The organism is Streptomyces sp. BV286 (genome assembly GCF_019090165.1).
Lineage (GTDB): Bacteria > Actinomycetota > Actinomycetes > Streptomycetales > Streptomycetaceae > Streptomyces.
Genome location: NZ_JAHRIB010000172.1, coordinates 48,265 through 64,571 on the forward strand (window position 1 = coordinate 48,265; position 16,307 = coordinate 64,571).

A 16,307-nucleotide genomic window follows, 5' to 3' on the forward strand; every position below is an offset into this window, starting at 1 on the left:
GGTGGGGCCCTACTGCTTACGCACGACTGCGGTCCCCGGGGGCCGAGGCCGTCGACCCCCGCACGACCAGTTCCGGCATGAACACGAACTCACTGTGGGGAGCCGGCGTCCCGCCGATCTCCTCCAGCAACGTGCGCACCGCGGCCTGGCCCATCGCCGGAACCGGCTTGCGGACCGTGGTGAGGGGCGGGTCCGTGAACGCGATCAGCGGGGAGTCGTCGAAGCCGACGACGGAGACGTCCTTCGGGACGTCGAGGCCACGCTGCCGGGCGGCCCGTATGGCGCCGAGGGCCATCATGTCGCTCGCGCAGACGACGGCCGTGCAGTCGCGGTCGATCAGCGCCGCCGTGGCCGCCTGGCCGCCCTCCAGCGTGTACAGGGAGTGCTGGACCAGACGCTGTTCGACGTCGTCCGCGGTCAGGCCCAGCAGATCCTGCATCGTGCGGACGAAGCCCTCGATCTTGCGCTGCACCGGCACGAACCGCTTGGGACCCAGGGCGAGACCGATCCGGGTGTGGCCGAGGGACACGAGGTGGGTGACCGCAAGGGCCATCGCCGCCCGGTCGTCCGGCGAGATGAAGGGAGCCTGCACCTTCGGCGAGAACCCGTCGACGAGGACGAACGGCACCCCCTGGCCGCGCAGCTGCTCGTACCGCTGCATGTCCGCGGAGGTGTCCGCGTGCAGCCCGGAGACGAAGATGATGCCGGCGACCCCCCGGTCGACCAGCATCTCGGTCAGTTCGTCCTCGGTGGAACCGCCCGGGGTCTGGGTCGCGAGGACCGGCGTGTAGCCCTGCCGCGTCAGTGCCTGGCCGATCACCTGGGCCAGGGCCGGGAATATCGGGTTCTCCAGCTCCGGGGTTATCAGCCCGACGAGCCCCTCACTGCGCTGCCGCAGACGTACGGGCCGCTCGTAGCCGAGCACGTCGAGCGCGGCGAGAACGGACTGGCGGGTGGTCGCGGCGACGCCCGGCTTCCCGTTCAGGACGCGGCTGACGGTCGCTTCGCTCACCCCCGCCTGGGCTGCGATGTCGGCAAGCCGTGTGGTCACGGGATGGGACTGTACCGGCCGGGTCTCGCCCTGCCCACCGACAGAACGCCGTGTGCGGGCACCTGGACGGCCCGCTCCGGGCTGCTGCGTCATCGCGTTCCCTCGTGATTCTGGTCGGCATTCCGGTCACTGTCCGCCGCGTGCGCCCGTGGGGACGGGCTCGTTCCTGCAAGGCGCCCCGGGCCGATGATCCCCGCGACGGACGGCTGTGGCAAGAGCTTGCAGAGTCTTGCACAGTGGCTCCACTCCCGGTGAACGGGCCTGTACCAAGGCCTCGGAGTGGTCGAGGGGAGGTCACGGCGGGGTAACTCTCCGTCGGTCTTGCACTTTTTTGCTGCAAGGTCTTTCGCGCCGCTTTCATCGCTGTTACGTTCACGTCGCCCGACGGCGGCAACGGTGCGGTCGGCGAGTCGGGAGGGGCGGCGGACGGGGCCGCTCCCTCGAGCACACGGGCTTTCACCCTCAAGGAGAACTCATGCGGCGTGGCATAGCGGCCACCGCACTGGTGGCGTCCCTCGCCCTCGCGGCGACGGCCTGCGGCGGAGACAGCGACGACAGTGGCAAGGCGGACGGCCCGGTCACCATCACGTGGTGGGACACGTCCAACGCCACGAACGAGGCACCGACGTACAAGGCCCTCGCGAAGGCATTCGAGAAGGCCAACCCGGACATCAAGGTCAAGTACGTCAACGTGCCCTTCGACCAGGCGCAGAACAAGTTCGACACCGCCGCCGGTTCCAAGGGCGCCCCGGACATCCTGCGCTCCGAGGTCGGCTGGACCCCCGCGTTCGCCAAGAAGGGCTTCTTCCTGCCGCTCGACGGCACCGAGGCCCTCGCGGACCAGGGCAAGTTCCAGCCCAGCCTGATCGAGCAGGCCAAGTACGAGGGCAAGACGTACGGTGTGCCGCTGGTCACCGACACCCTCGCGCTGGTCTACAACAAGGAACTCTTCAAGAAGGCCGGCATCGACGGGGCGCCCACCACCTGGGCCGACCTCAAGACGGACGCCGCGACGATCAAGAAGGAGACGGGCGTCGACGGCTACTGGGGATCCACCCAGGCCTACTACGCGCAGTCCTTCCTCTACGGCGAGGGCACCGACACGGTCGACGCCGACGCCAAGAAGATCACTGTCGCCTCGCCCGCGGCCAAGAAGGCCTACGGCACCTGGAAGGGCCTGTTCGACGGCAAGGGCCTGCACAAGGCCGACACCACCGCCGACGCGTACGCCCACATCCAGGACGCGTTCGTCAACGGCAAGGTCGCCTCGATCGTCCAGGGCCCGTGGGAGATCACCAACTTCTACAAGGGCTCGGCCTTCAAGGACAAGACCAACCTCGGTATCGCCACCGTCCCGGCCGGCTCCAGCGGCAAGGCGGGCGCCCCGACCGGCGGCCACAACCTCTCCGTGTACGCGGGCTCGGACAAGGCCCACCAGGAGGCCTCGCTCAAGTTCCTGAAGTTCATGACCTCGGCGAAGTCCCAGGAGACCATCGCCCTCAAGAACTCCACGCTGCCGACCCGCGACGACGCCTACACCACCGAGGTCAAGTCCGACCCGGGCATCGCCGGCTACCAGGGCGTGCTCTCCGCCGCCCAGCCGCGCCCGGCGCTGCCCGAGTACAGCTCGCTGTGGGGCCCGCTCGACACCGAGCTGCCGAAGATCGCCGGTGGCAAGGAGTCCCTCGACAAGGGCCTGGGCAACGCGGAGACCGCGATCGCCAAGCTGGTCCCGGACTTCAGCAAGTGAGCCCGGGTGGCCGCGGGATCCTCTCAGGGGGGACGGATCCCGCGGCCACCGGCCGTGCGCGCGACCGCCACCGCAACCGGTAGGCGTCCACGCCCCGCCCGTCGAGCCTCCAGACGTGCGCCCAACGCCAGATTTTCCAGAAGGTGTCGAACCATGACAGTCGTCATCGACCGCGCGACCGGCAAGCGCCGCGGTGACCGGGCCCCACGCCCCGGTCCGCTCCAGCGCATGAAGCACTCGTACCAGAAGTACTGGTACGCGTACGCGATGACCGCCCCGGTGGTCCTCGTGCTCGGTGTGCTGGTGCTCTATCCGCTGGTGCGGGGCATCTACCTGACGTTCACCGACGCCAACAGCCTCAACTCGGCCCGCACGATCGGCGTCAACCACATCGACGCCACCTACAAGTTCATCGGCCTCGACAACTACGCCGACATCCTGTGGGGCCCCACCGCGTACGACCGCTTCTGGTCGCACTTCATCTGGACGATCGTGTGGACGGCCCTGTGCGTGCTGCTCCACTACGCCATCGGCCTCGGTCTCGCCCTGCTGCTCAACCAGAAGCTGCGGGGCCGGACCTTCTACCGCCTCGTCCTCGTCCTGCCGTGGGCCGTGCCGACGTTCGTCACCGTCTTCGGCTGGCGCTTCATGCTCGCCGACGGCGGAGTCATCAACTCCATGCTGGACGCGGTGCATCTGCCCACACCGCTGTGGCTGGAGGACACCTTCTGGCAGCGGTTCGCCGCCATCATGGTCAACACCTGGTGCGGAGTGCCGTTCATGATGGTCTCGCTGCTCGGCGGCCTGCAGTCCATCGACGGCGCCCTGTACGAGGCCGCTGAGATGGACGGTGCGAACGCCTGGCAGCGGTTCCGGCACGTGACCCTGCCGGGCCTGCGGTCGGTCAGCTCCACCGTCGTACTGCTCGGCGTCATCTGGACGTTCAACCAGTTCGCCATCATCTTCCTGCTCTTCGGCGACACCGCACCGGACGCGCAGATCCTCGTCACCTGGGCCTACTACCTGGGATTCGGCCAGCAGCCGCGCGACTACGCGCAGTCCGCCGCGTACGGCGTCCTGCTGCTCTCGATCCTGATCGTCTTCACCTCCGTCTACCGACGCTGGCTGGCCCGCAACGAGCAGCAGCTCGCGATCTGAGGCAGGAGTCCCCATGAGCACCACGACAGTCAAGTCCTCCGCCCCGGCGGACAGGGATCCCGCGGGCACCGCGCCGGCGGGCAAGGGACCACGACGCGGCGAGCGCAGCCTCGCCGGAACCCTGACCTCGCACGGCATCCTCGGCGTCGCGAGCCTGATCGCACTCTTCCCGATCGCGTGGCTGATCTACCTGTCCCTCGGGCCGGACAAGGACGACTACCTGCACCCCGGGGGCATCCTCGGGAAGATGACGTTCGACAACTACTCGTTCGTGTTGCAGCACACGCCGTTCTTCGACTGGCTGAAGAGCACGCTCATCGTGTCGCTGGGGACGACCGTCATCGGCGTCATGGTCGCCGCCACCACCGGGTACGCGGTCTCCCGCATGCGCTTCCCCGGCTACCGGAAGTTCATGTGGGTGCTGCTGGTGACCCAGATGTTCCCGGTCGCCGTACTGATGGTCCCGATGTACGAGATCCTCAGCGAACTCCAGCTCATCGACAACTACTTCGGCCTGATCCTCGTCTACTGCTCGACCGCGGTGCCGTACTGCGCGTGGCTGCTCAAGGGCTACTTCGACACCATCCCCTTCGAGATCGACGAGGCGGGGCGCGTCGACGGGCTCTCGCCCTTCGGCACGTTCACGCGGCTGATCCTGCCGCTCGCCAAGCCCGGCCTGGCCGTTGCCGCGTTCTACAGTTTCATCACCGCGTTCGGCGAGGTCGCGTTCGCCTCGACGTTCATGCTGTCCGACACGAAGTACACCTTCGCGGTCGGCCTGCAGAGCTTCGTCAGCGAGCACGACGCTCAGCGCAACCTCATGGCCGCCACCGCGGTGCTGGTGGCGATCCCGGTCTCCGCGTTCTTCTACCTTGTGCAGAAGAACCTGGTGACCGGACTGACCGCGGGCGGCACGAAGGGGTGACGCTCCCCTGAAGGGCCGCGATGCGTCCGCCGTCGATCGACTGCGGCGCCGTCGTGGCCGGTCGCACAGTTCCCCGCGCCCTTTTGGGGCGCGCGGGTGGCGGCCGTGGTCACCATCCGACCCCGCTGTGACCGCGGCCGCCTCATCACCCCGCCGCCTACCTGACCCTGACCCGATGACTCCGTTACGTACCAAGGAAGCCATGAGCCAGCACTCCGCCGACCCGGCACCGAACTCCGCTCTCGCAACCGTCGCCGACCGCCGCGACTGGTGGCGCGACGCGGTGATCTACCAGGTCTATCCGCGCAGCTTCGCCGACAGCAACGGCGACGGCATGGGCGACCTGGAGGGCGTACGTTCCAGACTCCCGTATCTGCGCGACCTCGGTGTGGACGCCGTGTGGCTCAGCCCCTTCTACGCCTCGCCGCAGGCCGACGCGGGCTACGACGTGGCGGACTACCGGGCCGTGGACCCCATGTTCGGCAACCTCCTCGACGCCGACGCGCTGATCCGCGACGCCCACGACCTCGCCCTGCGGATCATCGTCGACCTCGTGCCCAACCACTCCTCCGACCAGCACGAGTGGTTCAAGCGGGCTCTCGCGGAAGGGCCGGGCTCGCCGCTGCGGGAGCGCTACCACTTCCGTCCCGGCAAGGGCGCGAACGGCGAACTGCCGCCCAACGACTGGGAGTCCATCTTCGGCGGCCCCGCCTGGACCCGGGTCACCGAGCCGGACGGCACCCCGGGGGACTGGTACCTCCACCTCTTCGCGCCCGAACAGCCCGACTTCAACTGGGACCACCCGGCCGTCGGCGACGAGTTCCGCTCCATCCTGCGGTTCTGGCTCGACATGGGTGTCGACGGATTCCGTATCGACGTGGCACACGGGCTGGTGAAGGCGGACGGGCTGCCGGACCTTGGATCCCACGAGCAGCTCAAGCTGCTGGGCAACGATGTCATGCCGTTCTTCGACCAGGACGGTGTGCACGAGGTCTACCGGGCCTGGCGGATCGTCCTCGACGAGTACGCGGGCGAGAGGATCTTCGTCGCCGAGGCGTGGACGCCGACCATCGAGCGCACCGCCAACTACGTGCGCCCCGACGAGCTGCACCAGGCTTTCAACTTCCAGTACCTGAGCACCCATTGGGACTCCGGGGAACTGCGCTCCTGCATCGACCGCACCCTCGACGCGATGCGTCCCGTGGGCGCTCCCGCCACCTGGGTGCTGTCCAACCACGACGTGACCCGGCACGCGACGCGGTTCGCCAACCCGGCGGGGCTCGGCACCCAGATCCGCACCGCCGGGGACCGCGGACTGGGCCTGCGCCGGGCACGCGCGGCGACCCTGCTGATGCTGGCACTGCCGGGCTCCGCGTACCTGTACCAGGGCGAGGAACTGGGCCTGCCGGACGTAGTCGACCTGCCGGACGAGGTGCGCCAGGACCCGGCGTACTTCCGCGGCGCCGGCCAGGACGGGTTCCGCGACGGATGCCGGGTGCCGATCCCGTGGACCCGGGACGGCTCGTCGTACGGCTTCGGCAGCGGTGGCAGCTGGCTGCCGCAGCCCTCGGGATGGGGTGAGTTGAGCGTCGAGGCGCAGACCGGCGTCGCGGGCTCGACCCTGGAGCTGTACCGGTCCGCGCTCGCCGTCCGGAGCGAGCGGGCCGACCTCGGCGCGGGCGACCGTGTCGAGTGGCTGAAGGCGCCCGAGGGCGTACTCGCCTTCCGGCGGGGGGCGTTCGCCTGCACCACCAACACCGGCGGTGAGTCGGTGACCGTCCCCGCGTACGGGAGGGTGCTGCTCGCGAGCGGCGAGGTGACCGTGACGGACGACGGCGAGGCGAAGCTGCCCGCCGACGCCACGGTGTGGTGGATCGCTGACTGACCGTTCATCAACCGAGGGGTTCTGCAAGAACTTTCCGGCATTTTCAGAAGCCCGTCTTCCGCTTTGGAAGGCGGGCTTCTACTATCTGGCGCACCGCCTGGCGGTTGAATCTTGCAGCAAGAACCTTCAACGGAGAAGGACCCCCCCCATGGCCAAGAGAGCTCTCCGCGCCTCGCTCGCCCTCGCGGCGGCCGCGCTCGTCTTCCCCGCGGGCACCACGGGCACCGCGTACGCCGCCCCTCCGGGCACCAAGGACGTCACCGCCGTCCTCTTCGAGTGGAACTTCGCTTCCGTGGCCAAGGAGTGCACCAACCGACTGGGCCCCGCCGGTTACGGATACGTCCAGGTCTCGCCGCCCGCCGAGCACATACAGGGCTCGCAGTGGTGGACCTCGTACCAGCCCGTCAGCTACCGGATCGCCGGGCGCCTCGGCGACCGTACGGCTTTCCAGAACATGGTGAACACCTGCCACGCGGCCGGGGTGAAGGTCGTCGCCGACACGGTGATCAACCACATGTCGGCCGGCAGCGGTACCGGCACGGGCGGCTCGTCCTACTCGAAGTACACCTACCCGGGGCTGTACTCCGCGCCCGACTTCGACAACTGCACCGCGCAGATCACGAACTACCAGGATCGCGGGAACGTACAGAACTGCGAGCTGGTCGGGCTCGCCGACCTGGACACCGGCGAGGAGTACGTCCGCTCGGCCATCGCCAAGTACCTCAACGACCTGCTCTCGCTGGGCGTCGACGGCTTCCGCATCGACGCGGCCAAGCACATCCCGGCCGCCGACCTCGCCAACATCAAGGGCCGGCTGAGCAACACGTCCGCGTACTGGAAGCAGGAGGCCATCTTCGGCTCCGGCGAGGCGGTCCAGCCCACCGAGTACACGGGCACCGGCGACGTGCAGGAGTTCCGGTACGCGTTCGACCTCAAGCGGGTCTTCAACAACGAGAACCTCGCCTATCTGAAGAACTACGGCGAGGGCTGGGGCTACATGGCCAGTGGCGTCTCGGGCGTCTTCGTCGACAACCACGACACCGAGCGCAACGGCTCCACGCTCAGCTACAAGGACAACGCCAACTACACCCTGGCGAACGTCTTCATGCTGGCGTACCCGTACGGCGCGCCCGACATCAACTCCGGCTACGAGTTCTCCTCCACGGACGCGGGCCCGCCGAACGGCGGTACGGTCAACGCCTGTTGGCAGGATGGCTGGAAGTGCCAGCACGCCTGGCCGGAGATCCAGTCGATGGTCGCCTTCCGCAACGCCACCCGGGGCGAGTCCGTCACCAACTGGTGGGACAACGGGGGCGACGCCATCGCGTTCGGCCGGGGCGGCAAGGGCTTCGTGGCCGTCAACCACGAGTCGTCGTCGCTGACCCGCACCTACCAGACCTCGCTCGCGGCGGGCACGTACTGCAACGTGCAGAGCAACACGACCGTGACGGTCGACGGCTCGGGCCGGCTCACCGCGACCCTCGCCTCCCAGACCGCACTGGCGGTCCACGCGGGCAAGTCGAGCTGCTGACAGCCGCGTCCGGCTCGGGCGGCGTGCGCGCCGCCGGCCGGCGCGGGGTGGGCGGCAGGATCAGCGCCACGGGTACGTGGACCGCCGGGCCGGGGACGGGTACGCCCCCGGCCCGGCGGTCACCGTGAGCGCACCACGGAGCTCCGGGTGACCGGTGCCTTCGGCGAGGTCTCCATCGAGGTCTTCCGTCGCGCATTCGGCCACACATCGGGCAAGGGGAACGCCTGCAAGGGGAACAACCGCCAAGATTGACGCTGAAATATCTTGCTGTTGTTTTCAAGACTCTTGCTGTAAGGCTTTCGTTGGCGATACCGTCACGCGGGCGCCCGGCACCGTAGCCGTGCCGCGGCGCGCGGGGTCGGACCCGATTGAGCCGTAATCGCAAGGAGTTCACGCCTGTGATACCGAGATGGCCGGCGCCCTGGGTGCGCCGTTCCGCGCAGCGCAGACGAGTCGCGGCCGTCGCCGTGGCCGCTCTCGCGGCAGCGCTCGTCCAGCCCCTCGCCGCCCGCGCGGCCGCCCCGCCCGCACCCCCGTCGGACGCGGCCCTGGCCAGGACGCCGGCCCGCAACGACCTCACCCGCGAGCAGTTCTACTTCGTCCTGCCGGACCGCTTCGCCAACGGCGACACGTCGAACGACAGGGGCGGCCTCACCGGCTCCCGCCTCGACACCGGGTACGACCCCACCGACAAGGGCTTCTACCAGGGCGGCGACCTCAAGGGCCTGACGAAGAAGCTCGACTACATCAAAGGGCTCGGCACCACCGCCATCTGGATGGCGCCGATCTTCAAGAACCAGCCCGTGCAGGGCACCGGCAAGGACGCCTCGGCCGGCTACCACGGTTACTGGATCACCGACTTCACGCAGGTGGACCCGCACTTCGGCACGAACGCGGACCTCGAGAAGCTCATCGACAAGGCCCACGCCAAGGGCATGAAGGTCTTCTTCGACGTCATCACCAACCACACGGCCGACGTCGTCGACTACGAGGAGAAGTCCTACTCCTACCTCTCCAAGGGCGCCTTCCCGTACCTGACGAAGGACGGCGAGCCCTTCGACGACGCCGACCACGCGGACGGCACCCGGGACTTCCCGCAGACCGACGACGACTCCTTCCCGCGCACGCCCGTCGTGCCCGCCGCGAAGAAGAACGTCAAGGTGCCCTCGTGGCTCAACGACACGTCGATGTACCACAACCGCGGCGACTCGACCTTCGCCGGCGAGAACTCCACGTACGGCGACTTCTCCGGTCTCGACGACCTGTGGACCGAGCGTCCCGAGGTCGTCCGCGGCATGGAGCGGATCTACCAGCGGTGGGTCAGGGACTTCGACATCGACGGCTTCCGGATCGACACCGTCAAGCACGTCAACACGGAGTTCTGGACCCAGTGGGCCACCGCCCTCGACGCGTACGCGGCGAAGCAGGGCCGCGACGACTTCTTCATGTTCGGCGAGGTGTACTCGGCGGACACGTCGATCACCTCCCCGTACGTCACCGAGGGCCGCCTCGACTCCACGCTGGACTTCCCCTTCCAGGACGCGGCGCGCGCCTACGTCTCGCAGGGCGGCAGCGCGAAGCGGCTCGCCTCGGTCTTCGGGGACGACTACAAGTACACGACGGACAAGGCCAACGCGTACGAGCAGGTCACCTTCCTCGGCAACCACGACATGGGCCGCATCGGCACCTTCCTCAAGCAGGACGATCCGTTGGCCTCCGACGCGGAACTGGTGAAGAAGGACAGGCTCGCGAACGAGCTGATGTTCCTCGGCCGCGGCAACCCCGTCGTCTACTACGGCGACGAGCAGGGCTTCACGGGCGCCGGCGGCGACAAGGACGCCCGCCAGACCATGTTCGCCTCGAAGACCGCCGACTACCTGGACGACGACGAGCTCGGCACCGACCGCACGCACGCCGAGGACGCGTACGACACGAGTGCGCCCCTGTACCGGCAGATCGCCGCGCTCGCGAAGCTCCGCAAGGCCAACCCGGCCCTCGCCGACGGCATCCAGACCGAGCGGTACGCGGCCGACGGCGCAGGCGTCTACGCCTTCTCCCGGACGGACGCGAAGAGCGGCATCGAGTACGTCGTCGCCGTGAACAACGCGGGCGAGGCGAAGAGCGCCACCTTCGCGACCGGTTCCGCGGACATGACGTTCCGCGGGATCCACGGCACCGACGGCACCGAGAAGTCCCTCAGGAGCGGCTCCGACCAGAAGGTCACCGTCACCGTCCCGGCCCGCTCCTCGGTCGTGTACAGAGCGGCGGGCAGGCCGGACGCGCCGGCGGACAGGCCCGCCGTCACCCTGAAAGCTCCCGCCTCGGGCGCCACCGGCACCGTCGAGCTGACGGCCGACATCGACGGCGGGCACCTGCCCCGCGTCGTCTTCGCCGCCCAGGTCGGCAACGGCAGATGGAAGACGCTCGGCTCCGCCGACCACGCCCCGTACAAGGTCACCCAGGTCGTCGGTGACGACGTACCGGCCGGAACCGCCCTGCGCTACAAGGCCGTTGTGATCGACTCGGCCGGGCGTACCGCGAGTGCCACGGCCGCCTCCACCACCGGCACCCCGCCCGCCGAGGAGATCCCGACGGCCTCCTCGCGGGAGTACGCCGTCGTCCACTACAAGCGTGCCGACGGCGACTACACCGACTGGCGGCTGTACGCCTGGGGCGACATCGCCGACGGCGAGGCGACCACCTGGCCGGACGGTCACGACTTCACCGGCCGGGACGCCTACGGGGCCTTCGCCTACGTGAAACTGAAGCCGGGCGCGTCGGACGTGAGCTTCCTCGTCATCGACAAGGACGGCACCAAGGACGTCTCCGCCGACCGCACGATCGACGTCACCAGGACGGGCGAGGTCTGGGTCGAGCAGGGCAAGGAAGCCGTACGCACCGAGCGGCCGGACGCCGACTACCCCGCGCCGGACAAGTCCAAGGCCGTGCTCCACCACCACCGCGCCGACGGGAAGTACGACGGCTGGGGCCTGCACACCTGGGCCGGCGCCGCGAACCCCACGGACTGGTCGAAGCCCCTGGAGCCGGTGCGGACCGACGCGTACGGCGCCGTCTACGAGGTGCCGCTCGCCGAAGGGGCCACCAGCCTCAGCTACATCCTCCACAAGGGCGACGAGAAGGACCTGCCCACCGACCAGTCGCTCGACCTCACGGCGAACGGCCACGAGGTGTGGCTGCTGAGCGGCCAGGAGAAGTACCTCCTCCCGCAGCCCGTCGGCAGCGCGGCCGCGCTCGACCTGACCACCTCCAAGGCGGTGTGGATCGACCGGAACACGGTCGCCTGGAACGGCGACGAGAGCGCCGCGTCCACGCAGTTGCTGTACTCGCGCGACGGGAGCATCAAGGCCGCGAACGGCACGCTCACCAGCGACGACGAGCGGTGGCTGAGGCTGGGGAAGACCTCACTGACCGACGCCCAGAAGGCCAGGTTCCCGCACCTGAAGGCGTACACGGCCTGGTCCGTCGACCCGCGCGACCGCGACCGGGTGCGCGAGGCCCTGCGCGGCCAGTTGGTCGCCTCCCAGCGGGCCGCCAACGGGGCGGTACTCGCGGCGACCGGCGTACAGATCGCGGGCGTGCTCGACGACCTGTACGGCGGTGCCACGAAGGCGGATCTCGGGCCGACGTTCACGAAGGGCCGGCCGACGCTCTCCGTGTGGGCGCCCACCGCGCAGGACGTGAAGCTGGAGATCGGCGACAAGGGCTCCTCGGCGAAATCCGTGCCGATGAAACGGGACGGTGCCACCGGCGTGTGGTCCGTCTCGGGCCCCGCCTCCTGGAAGAACAAGGCCTATCGGTACGTCGTGAAGGTGTGGGCGCCCAGCGTCCGCGAGGTCGTCACCAACAAGGTCACCGACCCCTACTCGGTCGCCCTCACCGCGAACTCCGCGCGCAGTCTCGTCGTCGACCTCGACGACAGGGCCCTCGCCCCGGGCGGCTGGTCCGGCCTGAAGAAGCCGAAGGCCGTCCCGCTGAAGGACGCGCAGATCCAGGAGCTGCACATCCGGGACTTCTCCGTCGAGGACAAGACCGTCCCCGCCAAGGAGAAGGGCACCTACCTCGCCTTCACCGACAAGGGCAGCGCGGGCTCCAGGCACCTCAAGAAGCTCGCCGAGGCCGGGACTTCGTACGTGCACCTGCTGCCCGCCTTCGACATCGCCACCATCCCGGAGCGCAAGGCGGACCAGGCGGCCACCGACTGCGACCTCGCCTCCTACGCCGCAGACTCCGACAAGCAGCAGGAGTGCGTGGCGAAGACCGCCGCGAAGGACGCCTACAACTGGGGCTACGACCCGTACCACTACACGGTCCCGGAGGGCTCGTACGCCACCGACCCCGACGGGACGGACCGTACCGTCGAGTTCCGGAAGATGGTCAAGTCGCTGAACGAGGACGGCCTGCGGGTCGTCATGGACGTGGTCTACAACCACACCACCGCGAGCGGGCAGGCAGACACGAGCGTGCTCGACAAGGTGGTCCCCGGCTACTACCAGCGGCTCCTCGCCGACGGCGGCGTCGCCACCTCCACCTGCTGTGCCAACACGGCACCCGAGAACGCCATGATGGGCAAACTGGTCGTCGACTCGATCGTCACCTGGGCCAAGGAGTACAAGGTCGACGGCTTCCGCTTCGACCTCATGGGCCACCACCCGAAGGCCAACATCCTGGCCGTCCGGAAGGCCCTCGACGCGCTCACCCCCGCCAAGGACGGCGTCGACGGCAAGAAGATCGTCCTCTACGGCGAGGGCTGGAACTTCGGCGAGATCGCGGACGACGCCCGCTTCGTCCAGGCCACGCAGAAGAACATGGCCGGTACCGGCATCGCCACCTTCTCCGACCGGGCACGTGACGCCGTGCGCGGCGGCGGCCCCTTCGACGAGGACCCGGGCGTCCAGGGCTTCGCGTCCGGCCTCTACACCGACCCCAACTCCTCGAAGGGCAACGGCACCCCGGCCGAGCAGAAGGCCCGTCTCCTGCACTACCAGGACCTGATCAAGGTGGGCCTGTCCGGCAACCTCGCGCACTACGGCTTCACCGACACCAGCGGCAAGAAGGTGAAGGGCTCCGAGGTCGACTACAACGGGGCCCCCGCCGGATACGCGGACGCGCCGGGCGACGCCCTCGCGTACGTGGACGCGCACGACAACGAGTCACTGTTCGACGCGCTCGCCTTCAAGCTGCCGAAGGACACCCCGGCCGCCGACCGGGCCCGGATGCAGGTCCTCGCGATGGCCACGGCCACCCTGTCGCAGGGCCCGGCGCTCTCCCAGGCCGGCACCGACCTGCTGCGGTCCAAGTCCCTGGACCGCAACTCGTACGACAGCGGTGACTGGTTCAACGCCGTCCACTGGGACTGCCGGGACGGCAACGGATTCGGGCGCGGGCTGCCGCCGGCCGCCGACAACGAGCCCAAGTGGCCCTACGGCAGGCCTCTGTTGACGGCGGCGGGACTCAAGGTGGGCTGCCCGCAGATCGAGGGCGCCGCGGCCGCGTACCGGGATCTGCTGCGGATCCGCACGACCGAGGGCGACTTCGGGCTCGGTACCGCGGAACAGGTGCAGTCGAAGCTGTCCTTCCCGCTGTCCGGGGCGGACGAGACGCCCGGCGTGATCACGATGGAACTCGGCGACCTCGTCGTCGTCTTCAACGCGACACCCACGACACGGGAACAGAGAGTGACGGATCTCAAGGGCACGGCGTACGAACTGCACCCCGTTCAGGCCGGGGGCGCGGACCCTACCGTCAAGTCCGCCTCCTACGAGCCGGCATCGGGCACGTTCGCCGTTCCCGGACGGACCGTGGCCGTATTCTCCCGGACCTCCTGACAGGGCACTACCTTGGTGGGGCGGACCCGGAATCCCGGGTCCGCCCCACCGGTGTGTCCAAGGACTGGCAGATGGACGTCAACGGCAAGCGGACAGACGCGACCGTGCTGCTCGTCGACGACGTGGCGGCCGGCCGGTATGCCATGGCCGCCCTGCTGCGCCGGGCCGGCCACCAGGTGGTCCCGGTCGCCTCCGGCCACGAGGCGCTCGTCGAACTCGACGCACGGCTGCGCCGGGGGACCCTGCCCGACGTGGCCCTCGTCGACGTGACCCTGCCGGACATGAGCGGCTTCGAACTGTGCCGCAGACTCAAGGACCGGCCGCACATGGCAGGCCTGCCCGTCGTGCACTTCTCCGCCTCGCCCGTGGCCCCCGGCGACCGCTGCCGGGGACTGGACGCGGGCGGGGAGGCGTTCGTGACGGTGCCCGCGGAGCCCGAGGAGATCGACGCGGTCGTCCGGGCCGCGGTGCGCGCCGCCCGGCTGCGGGCCGACGACCAGGCGCTGGCACGGCGGCTGACGCTCCTGTCGGAGACCATCGTCACCATCCAGGCGGCCCGCTCCCTCCAGGAACTCGCCGACGCCGCCGCCAACGGCACCGCACGGCTCACCGGCGGCCCCGCCGCCGTCTTCTTCCTCGGCCCGGACGACGTGCTGTACCGCGGCATCTCCCGGGACCGCACCTCGCTCGCCCTGCCGGACGAGGGCGCCCACCGGACCGTGGCCGGGCTGCTCCGGCGCCTGACCCGCGGACAGGCCGGGGTGCGGATCACCACGGTGGCCGCGCCGCTGTGGCCCGCCGGGTTCTTCCGGCCCGGCGTGCAGCACGACGCCCGCCTGGTGCTGAACCTCACCCAGGACGGCAAGGCCGCCGTGTGCCTGGCCACGCCCACCCGCGGGGTGCGCAGGGTCAATCCCGAGGAGGAGACGCTGGTGGCCCGGCTCGCCCAGGCCGCGGCCCTGGCCGCCGAACCCCTGCTCATGTACCAGGTCGAACGGCACGTCGCCCTCACCCTCCAGCACAGCTTCCTGCCCCAGCCGCACCGGCTGCCGGAACTGCCGGGCCTCGACGTCGCGGTCCGGTACGTGCCCGCCTCTCAGGAGACCGAGATCGGCGGCGACTTCTACGCCGCCCTGCGCACCCGTGACGGCGTGCTCGCCGCGGTGGGCGACGTCGTCGGACACTCGCTGGAGGCGGCCACCGTCATGGTCGAGATCCGGCACGCGCTGCGCGCCTACTGCGTCGACGAGAGCGACCCGGCCGTGCTCGCCGAGCGCCTCGACCGGATGCTCCAGCACTACCACCCGGAGGTCACCGCCACCGTCTGCCTGGCCCTGATCGACCCCGCCACCGGGCGTGTGCTCATCGCGAACGCCGGCCACATCCCGCCGCTGATCATCGGGGACGGCAGCGCCGACTACGCCAAGGCCGCCGGCCCGCTGCTCGGGGTGGGGCTGCCCCACCCGGCGCCGACCGAGCTGTTCCTCGCAGCGGGCGACCGGCTCCTCATGGTCACCGACGGCCTGATCGAGACCCGGGGCACGGACCTCGCGACCTCGATGGACCACCTTCGCGCGGCCTCCGCCGGAGCCCTGCCCGGGCTGGACGCACTCTGCGACACGCTCCTCGACTGTTTCGGCCGTGAGCGCGAGGACGACATCGCGCTTCTCGCGCTGAGGCTGTCGTCGGGCTGAGGCTAGGGTGTGACTCCTGTTGTCCTAGAACAGGAGTGCCCATGCCGCAGATCACCGTCGACTACTCCACGTCGCTCGCCGACACCTTCGACCGGCGGGGGTTCGCCGTCGCGCTGCACGCCATGGTGGTGGACACGGCCGCCGCGAAGAGCGAGGCCTGCAAGACGCGGTTCCGGCCCGTCGAGGACGTCGTCGTCGGCTCGGAGGAGTCGGGGCACGCCCTGGTGCACGTCTCACTGGCGCTGCTCGCCGGGCGCACGGTCGAGACCAAGGCCGCGCTGACCGAGCGGACGCTCGGGCTGGTGCGGGCCCATGTGAAGCCGGCGGAGGGGGTCGCGCTGCACGCCTCCGCCGAGGTGCGGGATCTGGACGCGTCGTACGAGAAGTTCGTGGACTGACGTCCCTCGAAGCCCGGGTTCGCCGTGCGGGTGGGTGAGGGCTGGTCGCGCAGTTCCCCGCGCCCCTGA

9 protein-coding genes are annotated in these 16,307 nt (G+C 69.6%); 8 read left to right on the forward strand and 1 reads right to left on the reverse strand.

Annotated features, from left to right (window positions below; genetic code table 11):
- Positions 1-16: 16 nt before the first annotated feature.
- The gene (locus tag KUF83_RS31450) at positions 17-1,051 is read right to left on the reverse strand and encodes a LacI family DNA-binding transcriptional regulator (RefSeq protein WP_308403215.1); all 1,035 of its coding nucleotides are present in this window, start codon (positions 1,049-1,051) and stop codon (positions 17-19) included.
- Positions 1,052-1,526: 475 nt separating this feature from the next.
- On the opposite strand from KUF83_RS31450, the gene KUF83_RS31455 reads away from it, so the two are divergent.
- The 8 genes from KUF83_RS31455 (at position 1,527) to KUF83_RS31490 (ending at position 16,238) form a co-directional block, all read left to right on the forward strand.
- Positions 1,527-2,801, forward strand: coding sequence for an extracellular solute-binding protein (locus KUF83_RS31455; RefSeq protein ID WP_217458393.1), 1,275 nt, complete (start codon positions 1,527-1,529; stop codon positions 2,799-2,801).
- 153 nt (positions 2,802-2,954) lie between these two features.
- Positions 2,955-3,959 (forward strand): carbohydrate ABC transporter permease, encoded by a 1,005-nt coding sequence (locus KUF83_RS31460; protein WP_217458394.1) that lies wholly within the window; start codon positions 2,955-2,957, stop codon positions 3,957-3,959.
- A 13-nt stretch (positions 3,960-3,972) separates the two neighbouring features.
- Positions 3,973-4,884, forward strand: a complete 912-nt coding sequence (locus KUF83_RS31465; RefSeq protein ID WP_217458395.1) for a sugar ABC transporter permease — start codon at positions 3,973-3,975, stop codon at positions 4,882-4,884.
- Between the two features lie 202 nt (positions 4,885-5,086).
- The gene (locus tag KUF83_RS31470) at positions 5,087-6,769 is read left to right on the forward strand and encodes an alpha-amylase family glycosyl hydrolase (protein WP_217458396.1); all 1,683 of its coding nucleotides are present in this window, start codon (positions 5,087-5,089) and stop codon (positions 6,767-6,769) included.
- Between the two features lie 148 nt (positions 6,770-6,917).
- Positions 6,918-8,300: an alpha-amylase family protein gene (locus KUF83_RS31475; RefSeq protein ID WP_217458397.1), complete on the forward strand. Its 1,383-nt coding sequence runs from the start codon at positions 6,918-6,920 to the stop codon at positions 8,298-8,300.
- Between the two features lie 398 nt (positions 8,301-8,698).
- Positions 8,699-14,146: a pullulanase-type alpha-1,6-glucosidase gene (gene pulA, locus KUF83_RS31480; RefSeq protein WP_217458398.1), complete on the forward strand. Its 5,448-nt coding sequence runs from the start codon at positions 8,699-8,701 to the stop codon at positions 14,144-14,146.
- A 71-nt stretch (positions 14,147-14,217) separates the two neighbouring features.
- Complete coding sequence (locus tag KUF83_RS31485) at positions 14,218-15,840, forward strand: fused response regulator/phosphatase (protein ID WP_217458399.1); 1,623 nt, start codon at positions 14,218-14,220, stop codon at positions 15,838-15,840.
- Positions 15,841-15,881: 41 nt separating this feature from the next.
- Entirely contained in the window at positions 15,882-16,238 is a 357-nt protein-coding gene (locus tag KUF83_RS31490; protein ID WP_217458400.1) for a 5-carboxymethyl-2-hydroxymuconate Delta-isomerase, read from the forward strand.
- Positions 16,239-16,307: the final 69 nt, after the last annotated feature.